14 protein-coding genes and 1 riboswitch are annotated in these 14,627 nt (G+C 61.9%); of the genes, 11 read left to right on the top strand and 3 right to left on the bottom strand.

What is annotated here, in order from left to right; genetic code table 11:
- On the bottom strand, positions 1-651 hold the full coding sequence (gene purN, locus ASD70_RS02860; protein WP_056845600.1) for a phosphoribosylglycinamide formyltransferase: 651 nt from the start codon (positions 649-651) through the stop codon (positions 1-3).
- The gene (gene purM / locus ASD70_RS02855) at positions 651-1,709 is read right to left on the bottom strand and encodes a phosphoribosylformylglycinamidine cyclo-ligase (protein ID WP_005790182.1); all 1,059 of its coding nucleotides are present in this window, start codon (positions 1,707-1,709) and stop codon (positions 651-653) included. The genes purN and purM overlap by 1 nt, the downstream gene beginning before the upstream one ends.
- 353 nt (positions 1,710-2,062) lie before the next feature.
- On the opposite strand from purM, the gene ASD70_RS02850 reads away from it, so the two are divergent.
- The 5 genes from ASD70_RS02850 to ASD70_RS02830 all read left to right on the top strand — a co-directional run bounded on the left by ASD70_RS02850 (position 2,063) and on the right by ASD70_RS02830 (position 6,668).
- Positions 2,063-3,103 (top strand): DUF2066 domain-containing protein, encoded by a 1,041-nt coding sequence (locus ASD70_RS02850; protein ID WP_056845599.1) that lies wholly within the window; start codon positions 2,063-2,065, stop codon positions 3,101-3,103.
- Positions 3,104-3,162: 59 nt separating this feature from the next.
- Positions 3,163-4,236: an AI-2E family transporter gene (locus ASD70_RS02845; RefSeq protein WP_043048930.1), complete on the top strand. Its 1,074-nt coding sequence runs from the start codon at positions 3,163-3,165 to the stop codon at positions 4,234-4,236.
- Positions 4,237-4,440: 204 nt separating this feature from the next.
- A complete protein-coding gene (gene hda, locus ASD70_RS02840; protein WP_003193052.1) occupies positions 4,441-5,145 on the top strand; it encodes a DnaA regulatory inactivator Hda in 705 nt (234 codons plus the stop codon).
- 209 nt (positions 5,146-5,354) lie between these two features.
- On the top strand, positions 5,355-5,984 hold the full coding sequence (locus tag ASD70_RS02835) for a C40 family peptidase (RefSeq protein ID WP_046071747.1): 630 nt from the start codon (positions 5,355-5,357) through the stop codon (positions 5,982-5,984).
- Positions 5,985-6,128: 144 nt separating this feature from the next.
- Positions 6,129-6,668 carry a C40 family peptidase gene (locus ASD70_RS02830; RefSeq protein ID WP_034117134.1) on the top strand — a complete coding sequence of 180 codons (540 nt, stop codon included), beginning with the start codon at positions 6,129-6,131 and terminating at the stop codon, positions 6,666-6,668.
- Positions 6,669-6,817: 149 nt separating this feature from the next.
- On the opposite strand, the gene ASD70_RS02825 is transcribed toward ASD70_RS02830, so the two are convergent.
- A complete protein-coding gene (locus tag ASD70_RS02825; RefSeq protein ID WP_056845598.1) occupies positions 6,818-8,131 on the bottom strand; it encodes a PQQ-dependent sugar dehydrogenase in 1,314 nt (437 codons plus the stop codon).
- A gap of 99 nt (positions 8,132-8,230) precedes the next feature.
- Positions 8,231-8,476: riboswitch (cobalamin riboswitch) on the top strand.
- An 80-nt stretch (positions 8,477-8,556) separates the two neighbouring features.
- Here ASD70_RS02825 and cobO point away from each other — a divergent pair.
- The 6 genes from cobO to ASD70_RS02795 are packed head-to-tail and all read left to right on the top strand — an operon-like array spanning position 8,557 to position 14,538.
- Positions 8,557-9,168 carry a cob(I)yrinic acid a,c-diamide adenosyltransferase gene (cobO, locus tag ASD70_RS02820; protein WP_043048925.1) on the top strand — a complete coding sequence of 204 codons (612 nt, stop codon included), beginning with the start codon at positions 8,557-8,559 and terminating at the stop codon, positions 9,166-9,168.
- On the top strand, positions 9,165-10,556 hold the full coding sequence (locus ASD70_RS02815; protein ID WP_056845597.1) for a cobyrinate a,c-diamide synthase: 1,392 nt from the start codon (positions 9,165-9,167) through the stop codon (positions 10,554-10,556). The genes cobO and ASD70_RS02815 overlap by 4 nt, the downstream gene beginning before the upstream one ends.
- A complete protein-coding gene (bluB, locus tag ASD70_RS02810; protein WP_056845596.1) occupies positions 10,553-11,203 on the top strand; it encodes a 5,6-dimethylbenzimidazole synthase in 651 nt (216 codons plus the stop codon). Before ASD70_RS02815 ends, bluB begins: the two co-directional genes overlap by 4 nt.
- On the top strand, positions 11,200-12,108 hold the full coding sequence (gene cbiB / locus ASD70_RS02805; RefSeq protein WP_056845595.1) for an adenosylcobinamide-phosphate synthase CbiB: 909 nt from the start codon (positions 11,200-11,202) through the stop codon (positions 12,106-12,108). The genes bluB and cbiB overlap by 4 nt, the downstream gene beginning before the upstream one ends.
- Positions 12,101-13,090, top strand: coding sequence for a threonine-phosphate decarboxylase CobD (gene cobD, locus ASD70_RS02800; protein ID WP_046071752.1), 990 nt, complete (start codon positions 12,101-12,103; stop codon positions 13,088-13,090). The genes cbiB and cobD overlap by 8 nt, the downstream gene beginning before the upstream one ends.
- Positions 13,087-14,538: a cobyric acid synthase gene (locus tag ASD70_RS02795; RefSeq protein WP_046071753.1), complete on the top strand. Its 1,452-nt coding sequence runs from the start codon at positions 13,087-13,089 to the stop codon at positions 14,536-14,538. Before cobD ends, ASD70_RS02795 begins: the two co-directional genes overlap by 4 nt.
- Positions 14,539-14,627 lie beyond the last annotated feature (89 nt).

The following is a 14,627-nucleotide window of genomic DNA, read 5'->3' as shown; positions in this document are numbered from 1 at the left end:
CTAGGTTCGAATCAAGTGGCCGCTGGCCGCGAGTAACTGACCGTCCAATAATGCACCTTGGTCACCGAGAATCAACCGCCCCTCGGCAAACCAGCGAACAGCCAGCGGGTAAATCCTGTGTTCCTGGGTATGAACCCGTTGCGCCAGGGTCTGCGCTGAGTCGCCTGACTCTACCGGAACCACTGCCTGTACGACCAGAGGCCCGCCATCGAGTTCCTCGGTGACAAAGTGCACGCTGCAACCATGCTCGCTGTCACCGGCGTCAAGGGCGCGCTGATGGGTGTGCATGCCTTTGTACTTGGGCAGCAGGGAAGGGTGGATATTGAGCAGGCGTCCTTCGTAATGCCGCACGAAATCAGCGCTGAGGATGCGCATGAAGCCGGCCAGCACCACCAGTTTTGGCTCAAAGGCGTCAATCAGTTCGATCAAGGCGCGGTCGAAGGCTTCGCGACCATCGAACGCCTTGTGATCCAGGGAGCGGGTATCGATACCCGCGTCCCTGGCGCGTTGCAGGCCGTAGGCGTCGCTGCGGTTGGAAATCACCGCAGCGATGCGCACCGGGCTGTCGCCGGTACGCGTGCTGTCGATCAGGGCCTGCAAGTTACTGCCGGTGCCGGACAGCAGCACCACGACATCACAGGTCGAAGGCATCAGTGAGCCTTGAGGTTCTTCAGTTCAACCTGGGCTGCGCCTTCTGGAGCAGTGGCGATCTGGCCGATGACCCAAGGTTGCTCGCCGGCTTCACGCAACACGTTCAGCGCGGTTTCAACGTGCTCTTGCGCCACGCAGATGACCATGCCCACGCCGCAGTTCAGCACGCGGTGCATCTCGGTTTCGTTGACGTTGCCTTTTTCCTGCAGCCAATCGAAGACCGCCGGGCGCTGCCAGCTGGCCACGTCGACAATCGCCTGGGCGCCTTTTGGCAATACGCGCGGGATGTTGTCCAGCAGGCCGCCGCCGGTGATGTGGGCCATGGCCTTGACTGCGCCAGTGTCCTTGATCAGCTTGAGCAGCGGCTTGACGTAGATGCGGGTCGGGGCCATCAGCAGGTCGGTCAGTGGCTTGCCGTCGAGCTGGATGTTCTCGATGTCGGCGCCAGACACTTCGATGATCTTGCGGATCAGCGAGTAGCCGTTGGAGTGCGGGCCGGACGATGGCAGGGCGAGCAGGGCGTCGCCGGCCGCCACCTTGGAGCCGTCGATGATCTCGGCCTTTTCCACGACGCCGACGCAGAAGCCGGCCAGGTCGTAGTCTTCGCCTTCGTACATGCCTGGCATTTCAGCGGTTTCGCCGCCGACCAGGGAGCAACCCGACAGTTCGCAGCCGGCGCCGATGCCGGTCACGACCTGGGTCGCGGTCTCGACATTGAGCTTGCCGGTGGCGTAGTAGTCGAGGAAGAACAACGGCTCGGCGCCGCACACCACCAGGTCGTTGACGCACATTGCAACCAGGTCGATGCCGATGCTGTCGTGCTTGTTCAGGTTCAGCGCCAGGCGCAACTTGGTGCCCACGCCGTCGGTGCCGGACACCAGTACAGGCTGCTTGTAGCCGGCCGGGATTTCGCAGAGGGCGCCAAAACCGCCCAGGCCGCCCATGACTTCGGGGCGCGCAGTGCGCTTGGCGACGCTCTTGATGCGTTCGACCAATGCTTCACCGGCGTCGATGTCTACACCGGCGTCCTTGTAGCTCAGGGAGGGTTGCTTGCTCATGATCCAGGCCTTTAGGGGGGATTTCTGGGTAACGACCGAGCGGGCAGGCGCTTTTGGTAAAAGGCCCAGCCGTTGACGGTCTGCGAAGGCGCGCGATTTTATCAGGCTTGAGGGGCAGCGGCCATCCTCGGGCCGACGGGCAGGGCCATATAGGTAGAAAACCGCTGAAAAAATCCTGATCGGCTCTGCCTGGGTGGCTGTTAAGGTATAGCCTTGGATCCGCAATCGTTATGACAGCACCAAAACTTATCGAGGCCCCTGTGAATGTTTTGCTGGCTGGCGTGGTCACAGCCTGGCTAAACCGGTTTCACACGGTCTGTTCCAGCCGCTAATTTGTCGTTCGGGAATCTTCCATGCGTCTGTGTAAATTCTTCTTTGTAGGCTGCTTGTCGTTGGTCAGCCTGGCGAGCCATGCCGAAACCCTCAATGGCCTCTATCAAGTACTCGAGCCCGTCAGCAGCCAGTCGCCCCAAGAGCGCGACCAGGCCACCCAGCGTGCCGTGCAGACCCTGGTGATCCGCCTGACCGGCGACGCCAAGGCCGCTGACGGCCCTGGGCTGGCGGCGATCCGCAAGGACCCGCAACAAATCATCAGTCAGTACGGCTACGACGCAGGCCCACCGGAAAGCCTGCAAGTGGACTTCGACCCGGTCAGCACTGATCGCGCCTTGCGTGACGCGGGTCTGTCGATCTGGGGCAGCAATCGGCCGTCGATCCTCGGTTGGTGGCTGAACGATTCCACCGAAGGCAGCAGCCTGGTCGGCGATGGCCAGACGGTTGCCCAGGCGCTGCGCCGGGCCGCGCAACACCGTGGCTTGCCGCTGCGTCTGCCACTGGGCGATCTGGATGAGCAGGTGGTTGCCACTGCGCCAAACCTGGAAAGTGCCGACGCCACACCCTTGCGCGCAGCCTCCGAGCGCTACGGCGCCGATGCTTTGCTCGCTGTGCACGCGCGCCAGGAAGGCAATCAGTGGCAAGCCAAATGGCGCCTGTGGCTGGGCGACAAGGCCGAGCAGGGCACTGCCCAGGGCGCTGACACTGCCGCACTGGCCGATGCTGTATTGCTGGCGGTCAGCCAAACGCTGGCGCCGCGCTTTGCGGTCAAGCCGGGGGTGAGCAGCGAGCAGCTGCTTGAGGTGCAAGGCATGAACCTGGAGCGCTACGCCGCACTGGGCCGCTTGCTGGAACCCTTTGGTGGTCAACCGCAATTAGTGGACGGCAATCGCATCGTGTATCGCGTCAATGGCAGCGCCGAGCAGCTGCGTACTCAATTGAGCCTTGCCAAGTTGCAGGAAATTCCCGCAGGTGAAGCCCCGGTTCAACAACCGGTGGTGGATGGCACGCAACCGGCGGCTACACCTGAGCCCCAGGCGCAACTGCGTTTTCGTTGGTAAATGATGTTCCTCCTTCTATATAGAAGGAGGGCGTAGATAGATAACAGATGGAGTGGTTTATGGCGGATACGCGTCGTTGGGTGTGGCTTGGCGGGATTGTCCTGCTGTGCGGTTTTGTGTTCTTGCTGCATTCGATCCTGACGCCGTTTCTGGTGGCGCTGCTGCTCGCGTATCTGTTCGATCCCGTGGTGGATCGCCTGGAAAAAGCCGGTATGTCGCGCACCTGGGGTGTGGTCACGGTGTTTGCGCTGTTCACGCTGATTATCACGGCGCTGGTGCTGATACTGGTGCCGATGTTGGCCAAGCAGCTGTTTCGCCTCTATGAACTGGCGCCGCAGATGCTCGACTGGTTGCAGCACACGGCAATGCCGTGGGCGCAGTCCAAGTTTGGGCTGGCGGATGGTTTCTGGAAGTTCGACAAGGTCAAGGCGGCCATCAGCGAACATATGGACAAGACCACCGACATCGTCAGCGTGGTGCTCAGCCAGGCGACCGCTTCAAGCCTGGCGCTGATCGGTTGGTTGACCAACCTGGTGCTGATCCCGGTGGTGGCGTTCTACCTGCTGCGTGACTGGGACATCATGATGGCCAAGATCCGTAGCCTGCTGCCCCGTGACCGTGAAGAACGCATCGTCTCGCTGGCGGGAGAATGCCATGAGGTGCTCGGTGCATTTGTCCGCGGCCAATTGCTGGTGATGCTGGCCTTGGGGGTTATCTACGCTGCCGGTCTGATGGCGATCGGCCTGGAGCTGGGGCTGTTGATCGGCCTGATCGCGGGCCTGGCGGCTATCGTGCCGTACATGGGCTTTGTGATTGGCATCGGTGCGGCGCTGGTGGCGGGCTTGTTCCAGTTTGGCGGCGACCTTTACCCGATGCTGGGGATTGTCGCGGTATTCATGGTTGGCCAAGCCTTGGAAGGCATGGTGCTGACGCCGCTGCTGGTGGGTGATCGGATTGGCCTGCACCCGGTAGCGGTGATCTTTGCGATCCTGGCCGGTGGCGAGTTGTTCGGCTTTACCGGCATCCTGCTCGCGCTGCCGGTGGCGGCGGTGATCATGGTGCTGGTACGGCACGTACACGACTTGTATAAGGATTCGGACGTGTACACGGGCATTGATGAGCCTGATTTGTAATCGTGATGTCACAAACCCGGCTCAGGCCGGGTTTGTCGTTTATGGCGGCGGGTGCGTCAAACAATCCGCGTAAATTCGCCAGGTTAACGCAAACCTTTGATTTTGCTTGTGGTCTGCTGCATTGTGCGCCCGGCGTCACGGGTATAAACTTTGCAAACTTTACATAGAGGCCACTAACGGTTCGATGGGAGCCGTTCAGTCAGCATGAAACCGATTCAGCTGCCCCTAGGTGTGCGTCTGCGTGATGACGCTACCTTTATCAACTACTACCCAGGCGCCAATGCCGCTGCACTCGGCTATGTCGAGCGGCTCTGCGAAGCCGACGCCGGGTGGACTGAAAGCCTGATCTACCTGTGGGGCAAGCATGGCGTGGGGCGTACCCACCTGTTGCAGGCCGCTTGCCTGCGTTTCGAGCAGATGGGGGAGCCGGCGGTGTACCTGCCCCTGGCTGAGTTGATGGATCGCGGCATCGGCATCTTCGACAATCTTGAGCAGTACGAGCTGGTGTGTCTCGACGACTTGCAGGCAGTGGCCGGCAAAGCGGAATGGGAAGAAGCGCTGTTTCATCTCTTCAACCGCCTGCGCGACAGCGGCCGGCGCCTGCTGATCGCCGCATCGACTTCACCGCGTGAGCTGCCGGTGAAGCTGGCTGACCTCAAGTCTCGCCTGACCCTGGCGCTGATCTTCCAAATGCGCCCGTTGTCCGATGAGGACAAGTTACGTGCCCTGCAACTGCGTGCGTCCCGTCGCGGCCTGCACCTGACCGACGAGGTCGGGCACTTTATCCTCACCCGTGGCACCCGCAGCATGAGCGCGTTGTTCGATTTGCTCGAACAGCTCGACCAGGCTTCTTTGCAGGCGCAAAGGAAATTGACGATCCCTTTCCTGAAAGAAACCTTGGGTTGGTAAGTGATTGATTTGCCGTGGTTCGGCACTTTTCAGGCGTCAGAAAACCTGCGCTTGAGCCAAGCAGGCCACGCAGTAGCAGCGATAAATGGAATTACGGCTTAGATGTGATAGTCGAAACCAGAAGTCACATAGATCGCGATTGAATTTGCAAATCGATGTGATAGAGGGCATAGTCTCGGCTTCTTTACACATCAGCCACGGTCGTGCCCATGCTAAATCGCTTCGCACCCCTCGTGCCTCTCGCACTCGTTACCCTGTTGTTTGGTTGCGCCTCCCACCCTCAGCAGGTGGTAGAGCAGCAGAAGCCACAACCACAGACTCAACAAAAATTCGTCGCCGCACAGTCTTCCACTGTTTATGAGGAAGAGCTGGCTACTGAGAAGGAACTGGCCGATTTCTCTGGCAGCAAGCCTTATCAGCTGCCTTTGCTGGCCGACAGCATTCTTGAACGCGGCAAGTCCCTGATCGGTACACGTTACCGCTTTGGCGGTACCTCTGAAGCTGGTTTCGACTGCAGCGGCTTCATCGGCTACCTGTTCCGTGAAGAAGCCGGCATGAATCTGCCTCGCTCGACGCGCGAAATGATCAACGTGGATGCACCGTTGGTCGCACGCAACAACCTCAAGCCGGGCGATCTGCTTTTCTTTAGTACCAGTGGTCGTGGGCGTGTCAGCCACGCCGGTATCTACTTGGGCGATAACCAGTTTATTCACTCCAGCAGCCGCCGCAGTGGTGGTGTCCGGGTCGATAACCTGGGTGACAGCTACTGGAGCAAAACCTTCATCGAAGCCAAGCGCGCACTCGCCATGGCCCCGACTACGGTTACCGCTAGTAAGTAAAGTTAAAGTGATACTTGAAGTTTGACGTGTAAGCGCTAGAATCCCTGAACATTGTTGTCATCCGTTCGCGCGAGCTTTGCTTGCGCGTTCTGGTTTTCAACGTTCGGCAGCGAAAGCCGCATCCAGTCCAGGATTGTTCTGCACATGTCGACCTCGGCCCGCCTGATTCTTATTGTTTGCGCCGCCCTGCTCAGCGCCTGCGCGAGCCGCCCACCGCCGCCCGCGCCTGTAGCGGTCAAGCCAAAGCCGGTGTTCAACTACGCTACCCAGAATTTCTCGCCCGCTGCCGAAGACGTGCTCTTCCGCGCCCTGGGCCTGGTCGGCACGCCTTATCGTTGGGGCGGCAACACGCCGGACTCGGGCTTTGATTGCAGCGGCCTGATTGGCTTTGTATTCCGCGATGCCGCCGGGATCTCCCTGCCGCGCACTACCCGCGAGCTGATTGTGATGCGTGCCCAGGACGTCAGCGAGCAGAACCTGCAAACCGGTGACCTGCTGTTCTTTGCCACCGGTGGTGGTTCACGGGTCAGCCATGCGGGGATTTATGTCGGCGAAGGGCGCTTTGTGCATGCGCCGCAAACCGGCGGTACGGTGAAGCTGGATACGCTATCCAAAGCGTATTGGCAAAATGCCTACCTGAGCGCAAAGCGAGTGCTGCCCGGGAATCTGGCACGCAACCCTTAAGTCGTACATAGATCCAAATGTGGGAGGGGGCTTGCTCCCGATAGCGGTGTAACAGTCAGCACATACTCAGCTGACAGGCCGCTATCGGGAGCAAGTCGAATCGTCGCACCGCCCCTCCCACATTGTTTTTGTGGTGTTTTTAAGAGGGGTTATTTGGCTGCCGAAACCCGCCAAACCTTATTCCCCACATCATCAGCCACCAGCAAATCCCCTTGCTGGTCGATCACCACACCCACCGGCCGGCCCATGGCTTTCTCATCGCTGTTGAGAAACCCCGTCAGCACATCCACCGGCTGTCCTTTTGGCTGGCCCCCTTCAAACGGCACGAAAATCACCTTGTAGCCACTGTGCGGCTTGCGATTCCATGAACCATGCTGGCCGATAAACGCACCGTTGCTGAACTGCGCGGGCAGTCTGTTGCCCTCGGCGAATGTCAGCCCCAGCGACGCAGTATGAGGGCCTACCGCATAGTCCGGCGCGATAGCCTTGGCGACCAGATCAGGGTTTTGCGGTGTGACACGCACATCCACATGCTGGCCGTAATAGCTGAAGGGCCAGCCATAAAACCCGCCATCCTTGACCGAGGTGATGTAGTCGGGCACCAGGTCACTGCCGATTTCATCGCGTTCATTGACTGCCGTCCACAGCTTGCCACTCTGCGGTTCCCAGGCCATGCCGTTAGGGTTGCGCAGCCCGGAGGCGAAAATGCGCTGCTTGCCGGTGGCGCGGTCGACTTCCCAGATTGCGGCGCGGCCCTGCTCTGCCTCCAGGCCGTTTTCGGCGACGTTGCTGTTGGAACCGACGCTCACATACAGCTTGCTGCCATCCTTGCTGGCCACCACGTTTTTAGTCCAGTGGTGGTTCAAAGGCCCGCCCGGTAAGTCCACGACCGTAGTGCCCTGGGCTTTGATCGCGGTTTCACCCGGCTGATAGGGGAAGCGCAGCAACTTATCCGAGTCCGCCACATACAGGTCGTTGCCGACCAGCGTCATGCCAAAGGGCGAATTGAGATTCTCCAGAAACACTGTGCGGGTTTCGGCCACGCCATCGTGATCGGCATCACGCAGCAACGTAATGCGGTTCGGGCTCGGCACGCCGGCACCGGCACGGCCCATGACTTTTTCCATTACCCAGCCACGCACGCCTTTGGAATCGTCCGGCTTGGGTGGTGCATTGGTCTCGGCCACCAGCACGTCGCCGTTGGGCAGCACGTAGAGCCAGCGCGGGTGATCCAGGCCCTCGGCGAAGGCGGCAACCTGAGTGCCGGCAGCGGCGGTTGGCTTGGCGCCCTCCGGCCAGCCAATGGCCGGGGCGATATTGACGGTGGGGATCAGGGTCTTGTTCGGTTCCGGCAGCTTGGGCGCGGGCCCGGTGCCGTCGGAGACCTGCAAGGTAGAGCTTTCACCGCAGGCGACGAGGCCACCGGCGAGCATGATCAGTAAGGCGACTCGGGTTTTATGCATGGTTTTCTCCTTGATACCTGTAAGGGTAGAGAAGCAGGGTGTACGGATGGTTCAAGTACAGGCCCAGCTTTAATTGACGCTCCACCCCCAACCCACTAACCTTCGCGGCTTGTTCCAGGTGCTCTGTGGCGTGCGCGTCGGCAGAGTGAAACAGGGAAGCCGGTGAGTGAGCGCATTTATACACAGTGCTGCCACGATTCCGGCGCTGCCCCCGCAACGGTAAATGAGTCAAGACGGTGCTGTTTGCCACTGTATCGCCTGCGATATGGGAAGGCGCGCCCTCGGCTGCTTCGATAAGACGCGCCACTCATGAGTCCGGAGACCGGCCTTGAACATTCAACAGCATCACGGTGGGCGATGCTTGGCTGTCTGTTTTGTCTTTTTCCTGCCCGCCGTTTTTTGTCCAGCCCCAACGGAGAGCTGCCATGACCGATTCCCCCGACCGCGACGAACGCCACTTGGCGCGCATGCTGCGCAAGAAAGCCGTGATCGACGAGCGCATCGCCAATTCGCCGAATGAGTGCGGCCTGTTGCTGGTATTGACCGGCAATGGCAAAGGCAAGAGCAGCTCGGCCTTCGGCATGCTGGCCCGCGCCATGGGCCATGGCATGCAGTGCGGTGTGGTGCAGTTCATCAAGGGCCGCAACAGCACCGGCGAAGAGCTGTTCTTCCGACGCTTTCCCGAGCAGGTGCGCTTCCATGTGATGGGCGAAGGTTTTACTTGGGAAACCCAGGACCGCCAGCGCGACATCGCTGCCGCCGAGGCGGCCTGGGCCGTGTCCCGTGCAATGTTGCAAGACGCCTCTATCGGCCTGGTGGTGCTGGACGAGCTGAACATCGCCCTCAAGCACGGTTACCTGGACCTGGACCAGGTACTCAGCGACCTGCAAGCCCGCCCGCCGATGCAGCATGTGGTGGTCACCGGCCGCGGCGCCAAGCCCGAACTGATTGAAATGGCCGACACCGTCACCGAAATGGGCATGCTCAAGCACGCCTTCCAGGCCGGTATCAAGGCCCAGAAAGGCGTCGAACTTTGAATCAGCCCCGTCATTGCCCGGCCGTATTGATCGCCGCTCCGGCGTCCGGCCAGGGCAAAACCACCGTCACCGCCGCGCTCGCACGTTTGCATTGCAACCTGGGACGCAAGGTGCGCGTGTTCAAATGCGGGCCGGACTTTCTCGACCCGATGATCCACGAGCGCGCCAGCGGTGCGCCGGTGTATCAACTGGACATGTGGATGGTGGGCGAGCAGGAAAGTCGCCGTCTGCTCTGGGAAGCGGCAGGGGAGGCTGACCTGATCCTGATCGAAGGCGTGATGGGTTTGTTCGACGGCACGCCCTCCAGCGCCGACCTGGCGCGGCATTTCGGCGTGCCGGTACTGGGCGTGATCGATGGCACCGCCATGGCCCAGACCTTTGGCGCCCTGGCCCTGGGCCTGGCACGTTATCAACCCGACCTGCCGTTTGCTGGCGTGCTGGCCAACCGCGTCGGTACTTTGCGTCATGCCCAGTTGCTTGAAGGCAGCCTCACCGAGGGCTTGCGCTGGTACGGCGCGTTGTCCCGGGAGACCGGCATCGAACTGCCCAGCCGCCACCTGGGCTTGGTGCAAGCCAGTGAATTAAATGACCTCGATGTGCGCCTGGACGCCGCCGCCCAGGCCTTGGGCAGCAGTTGTGAAGTGGCCTTGCCGCCGCCCGTGACCTTTGCCGCGCCCGCCGTGATCGAGGCCGAGCCGTTGCTCGCCGGCGTGCGCATCGCCGTAGCCCGTGACGAAGCCTTTGCCTTTACCTACGGCGCCAGCCTTGACCTGTTACGGGCGATGGGCGCCGAGCTGAGCTTTTTCTCACCGATCCATGATCGGCAACTGCCGGAAGCTGACAGTCTGTATCTGCCCGGCGGGTATCCGGAATTGCACCACCAAGCCCTGTCGGCCAACATCCCGATGCTGGAGGCCATCCGTGCGCATCACGCCGCCGGTAAACCGCTGCTTGCTGAATGTGGTGGCATGCTCTACCTGCTCGATTCGCTCACCGATGTGCACGGTTCTCGTGCCGAACTGGTGGGCCTGCTGCAGGGCGATGCAGTGATGCAAAAGAAACTTGCAGCCCTGGCTCTGCAAAGCGTCGAACTGCCGGAAGGTGTCCTGCGTGGCCACACCTACCACCATTCCCTGACCAACACCGAATGGGCGCCGATTGCCCGCGGCCTGAGCCCCAACGGTGGGCGCGGTGCCGAAGCGGTGTATCGCCAAGGGCGGATGACCGCGTCCTACGTGCACTTTTATTTCCCGTCCAACCCGCGCGCGGTCGCCGCGTTGTTTGCGCCAGACCTTGAGACCGCTATCGCAGGCAAGCCAGCTCCCACAGTTGACCGAGTTGAAACCCAATCCAATGTGGGAGGGGGCTTGCCCCCGATGAGGCCATGACTGACAACGCCTTCCCCAAGGCCGACCGCGACGCTGTCTACCGCGCCATCGCCGAACGCCGCGACATGCGCCACTTCACCGGCGGCAGCGTCGCCCCGGAACTGCTGCAGCGCCTGCTCCAGGCCGCGCACCAGGCGCCCAGCGTCGGCCTGATGCAGCCTTGGCGTTTTATCCGCATCAGCGACCGACCTTTGCGTGGGCAGATTCAACAACTGGTGGAAGAAGAGCGCGTGCGCACCGCCGAGGCCTTGGGCGAGCGCTCCGATGCGTTCATGAAGCTCAAGGTCGAAGGTATCAGCGACTGTGCCGAAGTGTTGGTGGCTGCCCTGATGGACGACCGCGAGCGCCACATTTTCGGGCGCCGTACCTTGCCGGAAATGGACATGGCGTCGTTATCCTGTGCCATCCAGAACCTATGGCTGGCGGCGCGCGTGGAAGGCTTGGGCATGGGCTGGGTCTCGCTGTTCGAACCCCAGGCCCTGGCCGAGCTGCTGGGCTTGCCGCCCGGTGCCAAGCCCCTGGCGGTGTTATGCCTGGGACCGGTGGCGCAATTCTATCCGGCACCGATGTTGCAGCTTGAAGGCTGGACCGAGCCGCGACCGCTGAGTGACATGCTGTATGAAAACAAGTGGGGAGTGAGTCAATGAGTGTGGCCTTGCTGTGTGTCGCTGCGGTGGCGCTGGATGCGCTGCTGGGTGAGCCCAGGCGCTGGCATCCGCTGGTGGCGTTCGGCAATTTCGCCGGGCGTATCGAGCAGCGTTTCAATACCGGTGGACGCGGCTGGCGCAGCCATGGCGTGACCGCGTGGTTTATCGCGGTGGTGCCGCTGACCCTGCTGGCCACGGCTTTGTCCTGGGCGCCGTTGATTGGCTGGCTCGTGGAAATCCTGGCGTTGTACTGCGCCCTTGGCATGCGCAGCCTGGGCGAGCATGTGATCCCGGTGGCCCAGGCTCTGCGCAGGGATGACTTGGACGAGGCGCGCAAACGCGTGAGCTACCTGGTCAGCCGCCAGACCAGCGAACTGGACCGCACTGAAGTCGCCCGCGCCGCCACTGAGTCGGTGCTGGAAAATGGCAGCGACGCGATATTCGCCGCGCTGTTCTGGTTCGTGGTGGCCGGTGTGCCAGGGGTGGTGCTCTATCGCCTGAGCAACACCCTGGATGCCATGTGGGGCTATCGCAACGAACGCTTCGAACGCTTTGGCTGGGCGGCCGCCAAGATAGACGATGTGCTCAACTATATTCCTGCGCGCCTGGTGGCTTTGACCTACGCGTTATTGGGCAAAACCCGCTTGGCCCTCAAATGCTGGCGCGTCCAGGGCCCGACCTGGGACAGCCCCAACGCCGGGCCGGTGATGGCCGCCGGTGCCGGTGCACTGGGGGTCGAGCTGGGCGGTGCGGCGATTTATCACGGCGAGGTACATCAGCGCCCGCCGTTGGGTGAAGGTCTACCGGCCGATGCCGATTCCATTGATCGCGGCTGGCAACTGGTGCAACGCGGCGTATGGTTGTGGTTGTTGGTCCTGTGCATAGGGGCACACATCTATGCTTGAACACGGTGGTCGGCTGCGAAAGGCCGCGATTGAGTATGGGATTGCCGAGGCGGATTGGCTCGACCTGTCCAGTGGCCTGGCGCCTTGGCCGTGGCCGATCCCCGAGATCCCGTTGCGTGCCTGGGCGCGCCTGCCGGAAAGCGACGACGGCCTGGAGCAGGCCGCCAGCGACTATTACGGTACCGCCCAGTTGTTGCCGGTGCCGGGCTCCCAGGCCGCGATCCAGTTGCTGCCGCGCCTGCGGCGTTCCGGCAAGGTCGGCGTGCTTTCGCCCTGTTATGCCGAGCACGCCGAAGCCTGGCGTCGCGCCGGCTACGTGGTGCGCGAAGTGCAGGAGCAGGAGGTCGATTTCTATCTTGACGGCCTCGACGTGCTGGTGGTGGTCAACCCCAACAATCCCACCGGCCTGAGCCTGCCACCGCAGCGCCTGCTGGACTGGCATGCACGGCTGGCCCAGCGCGGTGGCTGGCTGATAGTGGACGAGGCCTTCATGGACGTTACCCCAGAGTTGAGCCTGGCCAGCCATACCCATGAGGTCGGTTTGATCGTGCTGCGTTCATTCGGCAAGTTCTTCGGCCTGGCCGGTGTGCGCCTGGGCTTTGTGCTGGCCGAACGCAAGTTGCTCAAGTTGCTCGCCGAACAGGTCGGGCCCTGGGCCGTCAGCGGGCCGACACGGGTGCTGGGCCAAGTGTGCCTGCGCGATACCGCCGGGCACACCCGCCAGCGCAAGCGCTGCATCGACGCCGGCCAGCGCTTGTTCGAACTGCTTGAAAGCCGGGGCTTTGAGCCCCACGGCGGTTGCGCGTTGTTCCAGTGGTTGATTACGCCGCACGCCGAGCGCCTGCACGAGTTCATGGCCCAGCGCGGCATCCTGCTGCGCCTGTTTGTGCATGACAGCAGCGTGCGTTTCGGCCTGCCCGATACCGACGCCGATTGGCTGCGACTCGACCAGGCCCTGGCCGCCTACAAGGACGCCACATGAGTACCTTGATGGTGCAGGGCACCACCTCCGATGCCGGCAAGAGCACCCTGGTGACTGCGCTGTGTCGCTGGCTGGTGCGCCAGGGCGTGGCGGTGGTGCCGTTCAAGCCGCAGAACATGGCGCTCAACAGCGCCGTCACCGCCGAAGGCGGCGAAATCGGCCGTGCCCAGGCGGTCCAGGCCCAGGCCGCCAACCTGGCGCCCCACACCGATATGAACCCGGTGTTGCTCAAGCCCAACAGCGATACCGGTTCCCAAGTGATCATCCATGGCCGCGCCGTGACCAGCATGAATGCCGTGGCCTATCACGACTACAAGGCTATCGCGATGCAAGCGGTGCTGGCTTCCCACGCGCGTTTGAGCCAAGCCTACCCGGTGGTGATGGTCGAGGGCGCGGGCTCCCCGGCCGAGATCAACCTGCGTGCCAACGACATTGCCAACATGGGCTTTGCCGAAGCAGTGGATTGCCCGGTGCTGTTGATCGCCGACATCAATCGCGGCGGCGTGTTCGCCCATCTGGTCGGCACGCTGGAGCTGCTTTCGCCCAGTGAGCAGGCGCGGGTCAAGGGTTTCATCATCAACCGTTTTCGCGGTGATATCGCGCTGCTGCAGCCTGGGCTGGATTGGCTGCAGACGCGCACCGGCAAGCCGGTGGTGGGGGTGTTGCCCTATGTGATGGACCTGCATCTGGAGGCCGAAGACGGTATCGATCAGCGCCAGGTCGACAAGGCCGCCCAGGTGCTCAAGGTGGTGGTGCCGGTGTTGCCGCGTATCAGCAACCATACGGATTTCGACCCGTTGCGCCTGCACCCCCAGGTGGATTTGCAGTTTGTCGGGCCGGGCCAGGCGATTCCTGCGGCTGACTTGATCATTCTGCCGGGGTCGAAAAGCGTGCGCAGCGATTTGGCATTCTTGCGTGCCAATGGTTGGGATACGGCCGTGGCGCGGCATTTGCGCTATGGCGGCAAGGTGCTGGGGATTTGCGGTGGGTTGCAGATGCTGGGTGAGCAGGTGCATGACCCGCTTGGGCTGGAGGGTGTGGCCGGGTCGAGTGCTGGTCTTGGGCTGCTGGCGTTTACTACGACGCTGGAGGTGGAGAAGCAGCTGCGTAATGTACGCGGGCGCTTGGTGCTCGAGGATGCGGAGGTCAGTGGGTATGAGATTCATGCGGGGGTGACGTCGGGTGAGGCCCTATTGAGCGCGGCCGTGCTGCTGGACGATGGGCGCAGCGATGGGGCACTGAGTGCTGATGGGCAGATTCTTGGTACCTATCTGCATGGGCTGTTCGAGGCGCCGGCGGCGTGCAGTGCGTTGTTGCGTTGGGCTGGGTTGCAGGATGTGCAGGAGGTGGATTATCACGGGTTGCGTGAGCGTGATATCGAGCGGCTCGCGGACTTGGTAGAGCAGCACTTGGACACCGGTTTGTTGCGCAACCTATGCGGGATTTGACGGTGTTCGAATGTGGGAGGGGGCTTGCTCCCGATGGCGGCCTGTCGGTGTACATATCCATTGCTGCGGTAACGGCCACCTATGGTTCC

This window comes from Pseudomonas sp. Root569, from assembly GCF_001427465.1.
Taxonomy (GTDB): Bacteria; Pseudomonadota; Gammaproteobacteria; order Pseudomonadales; family Pseudomonadaceae; genus Aquipseudomonas; species Aquipseudomonas synxantha.
Note: the sequence above shows the minus strand (reverse complement) of the source record. Positions and strands in the feature narration are given on the sequence as shown.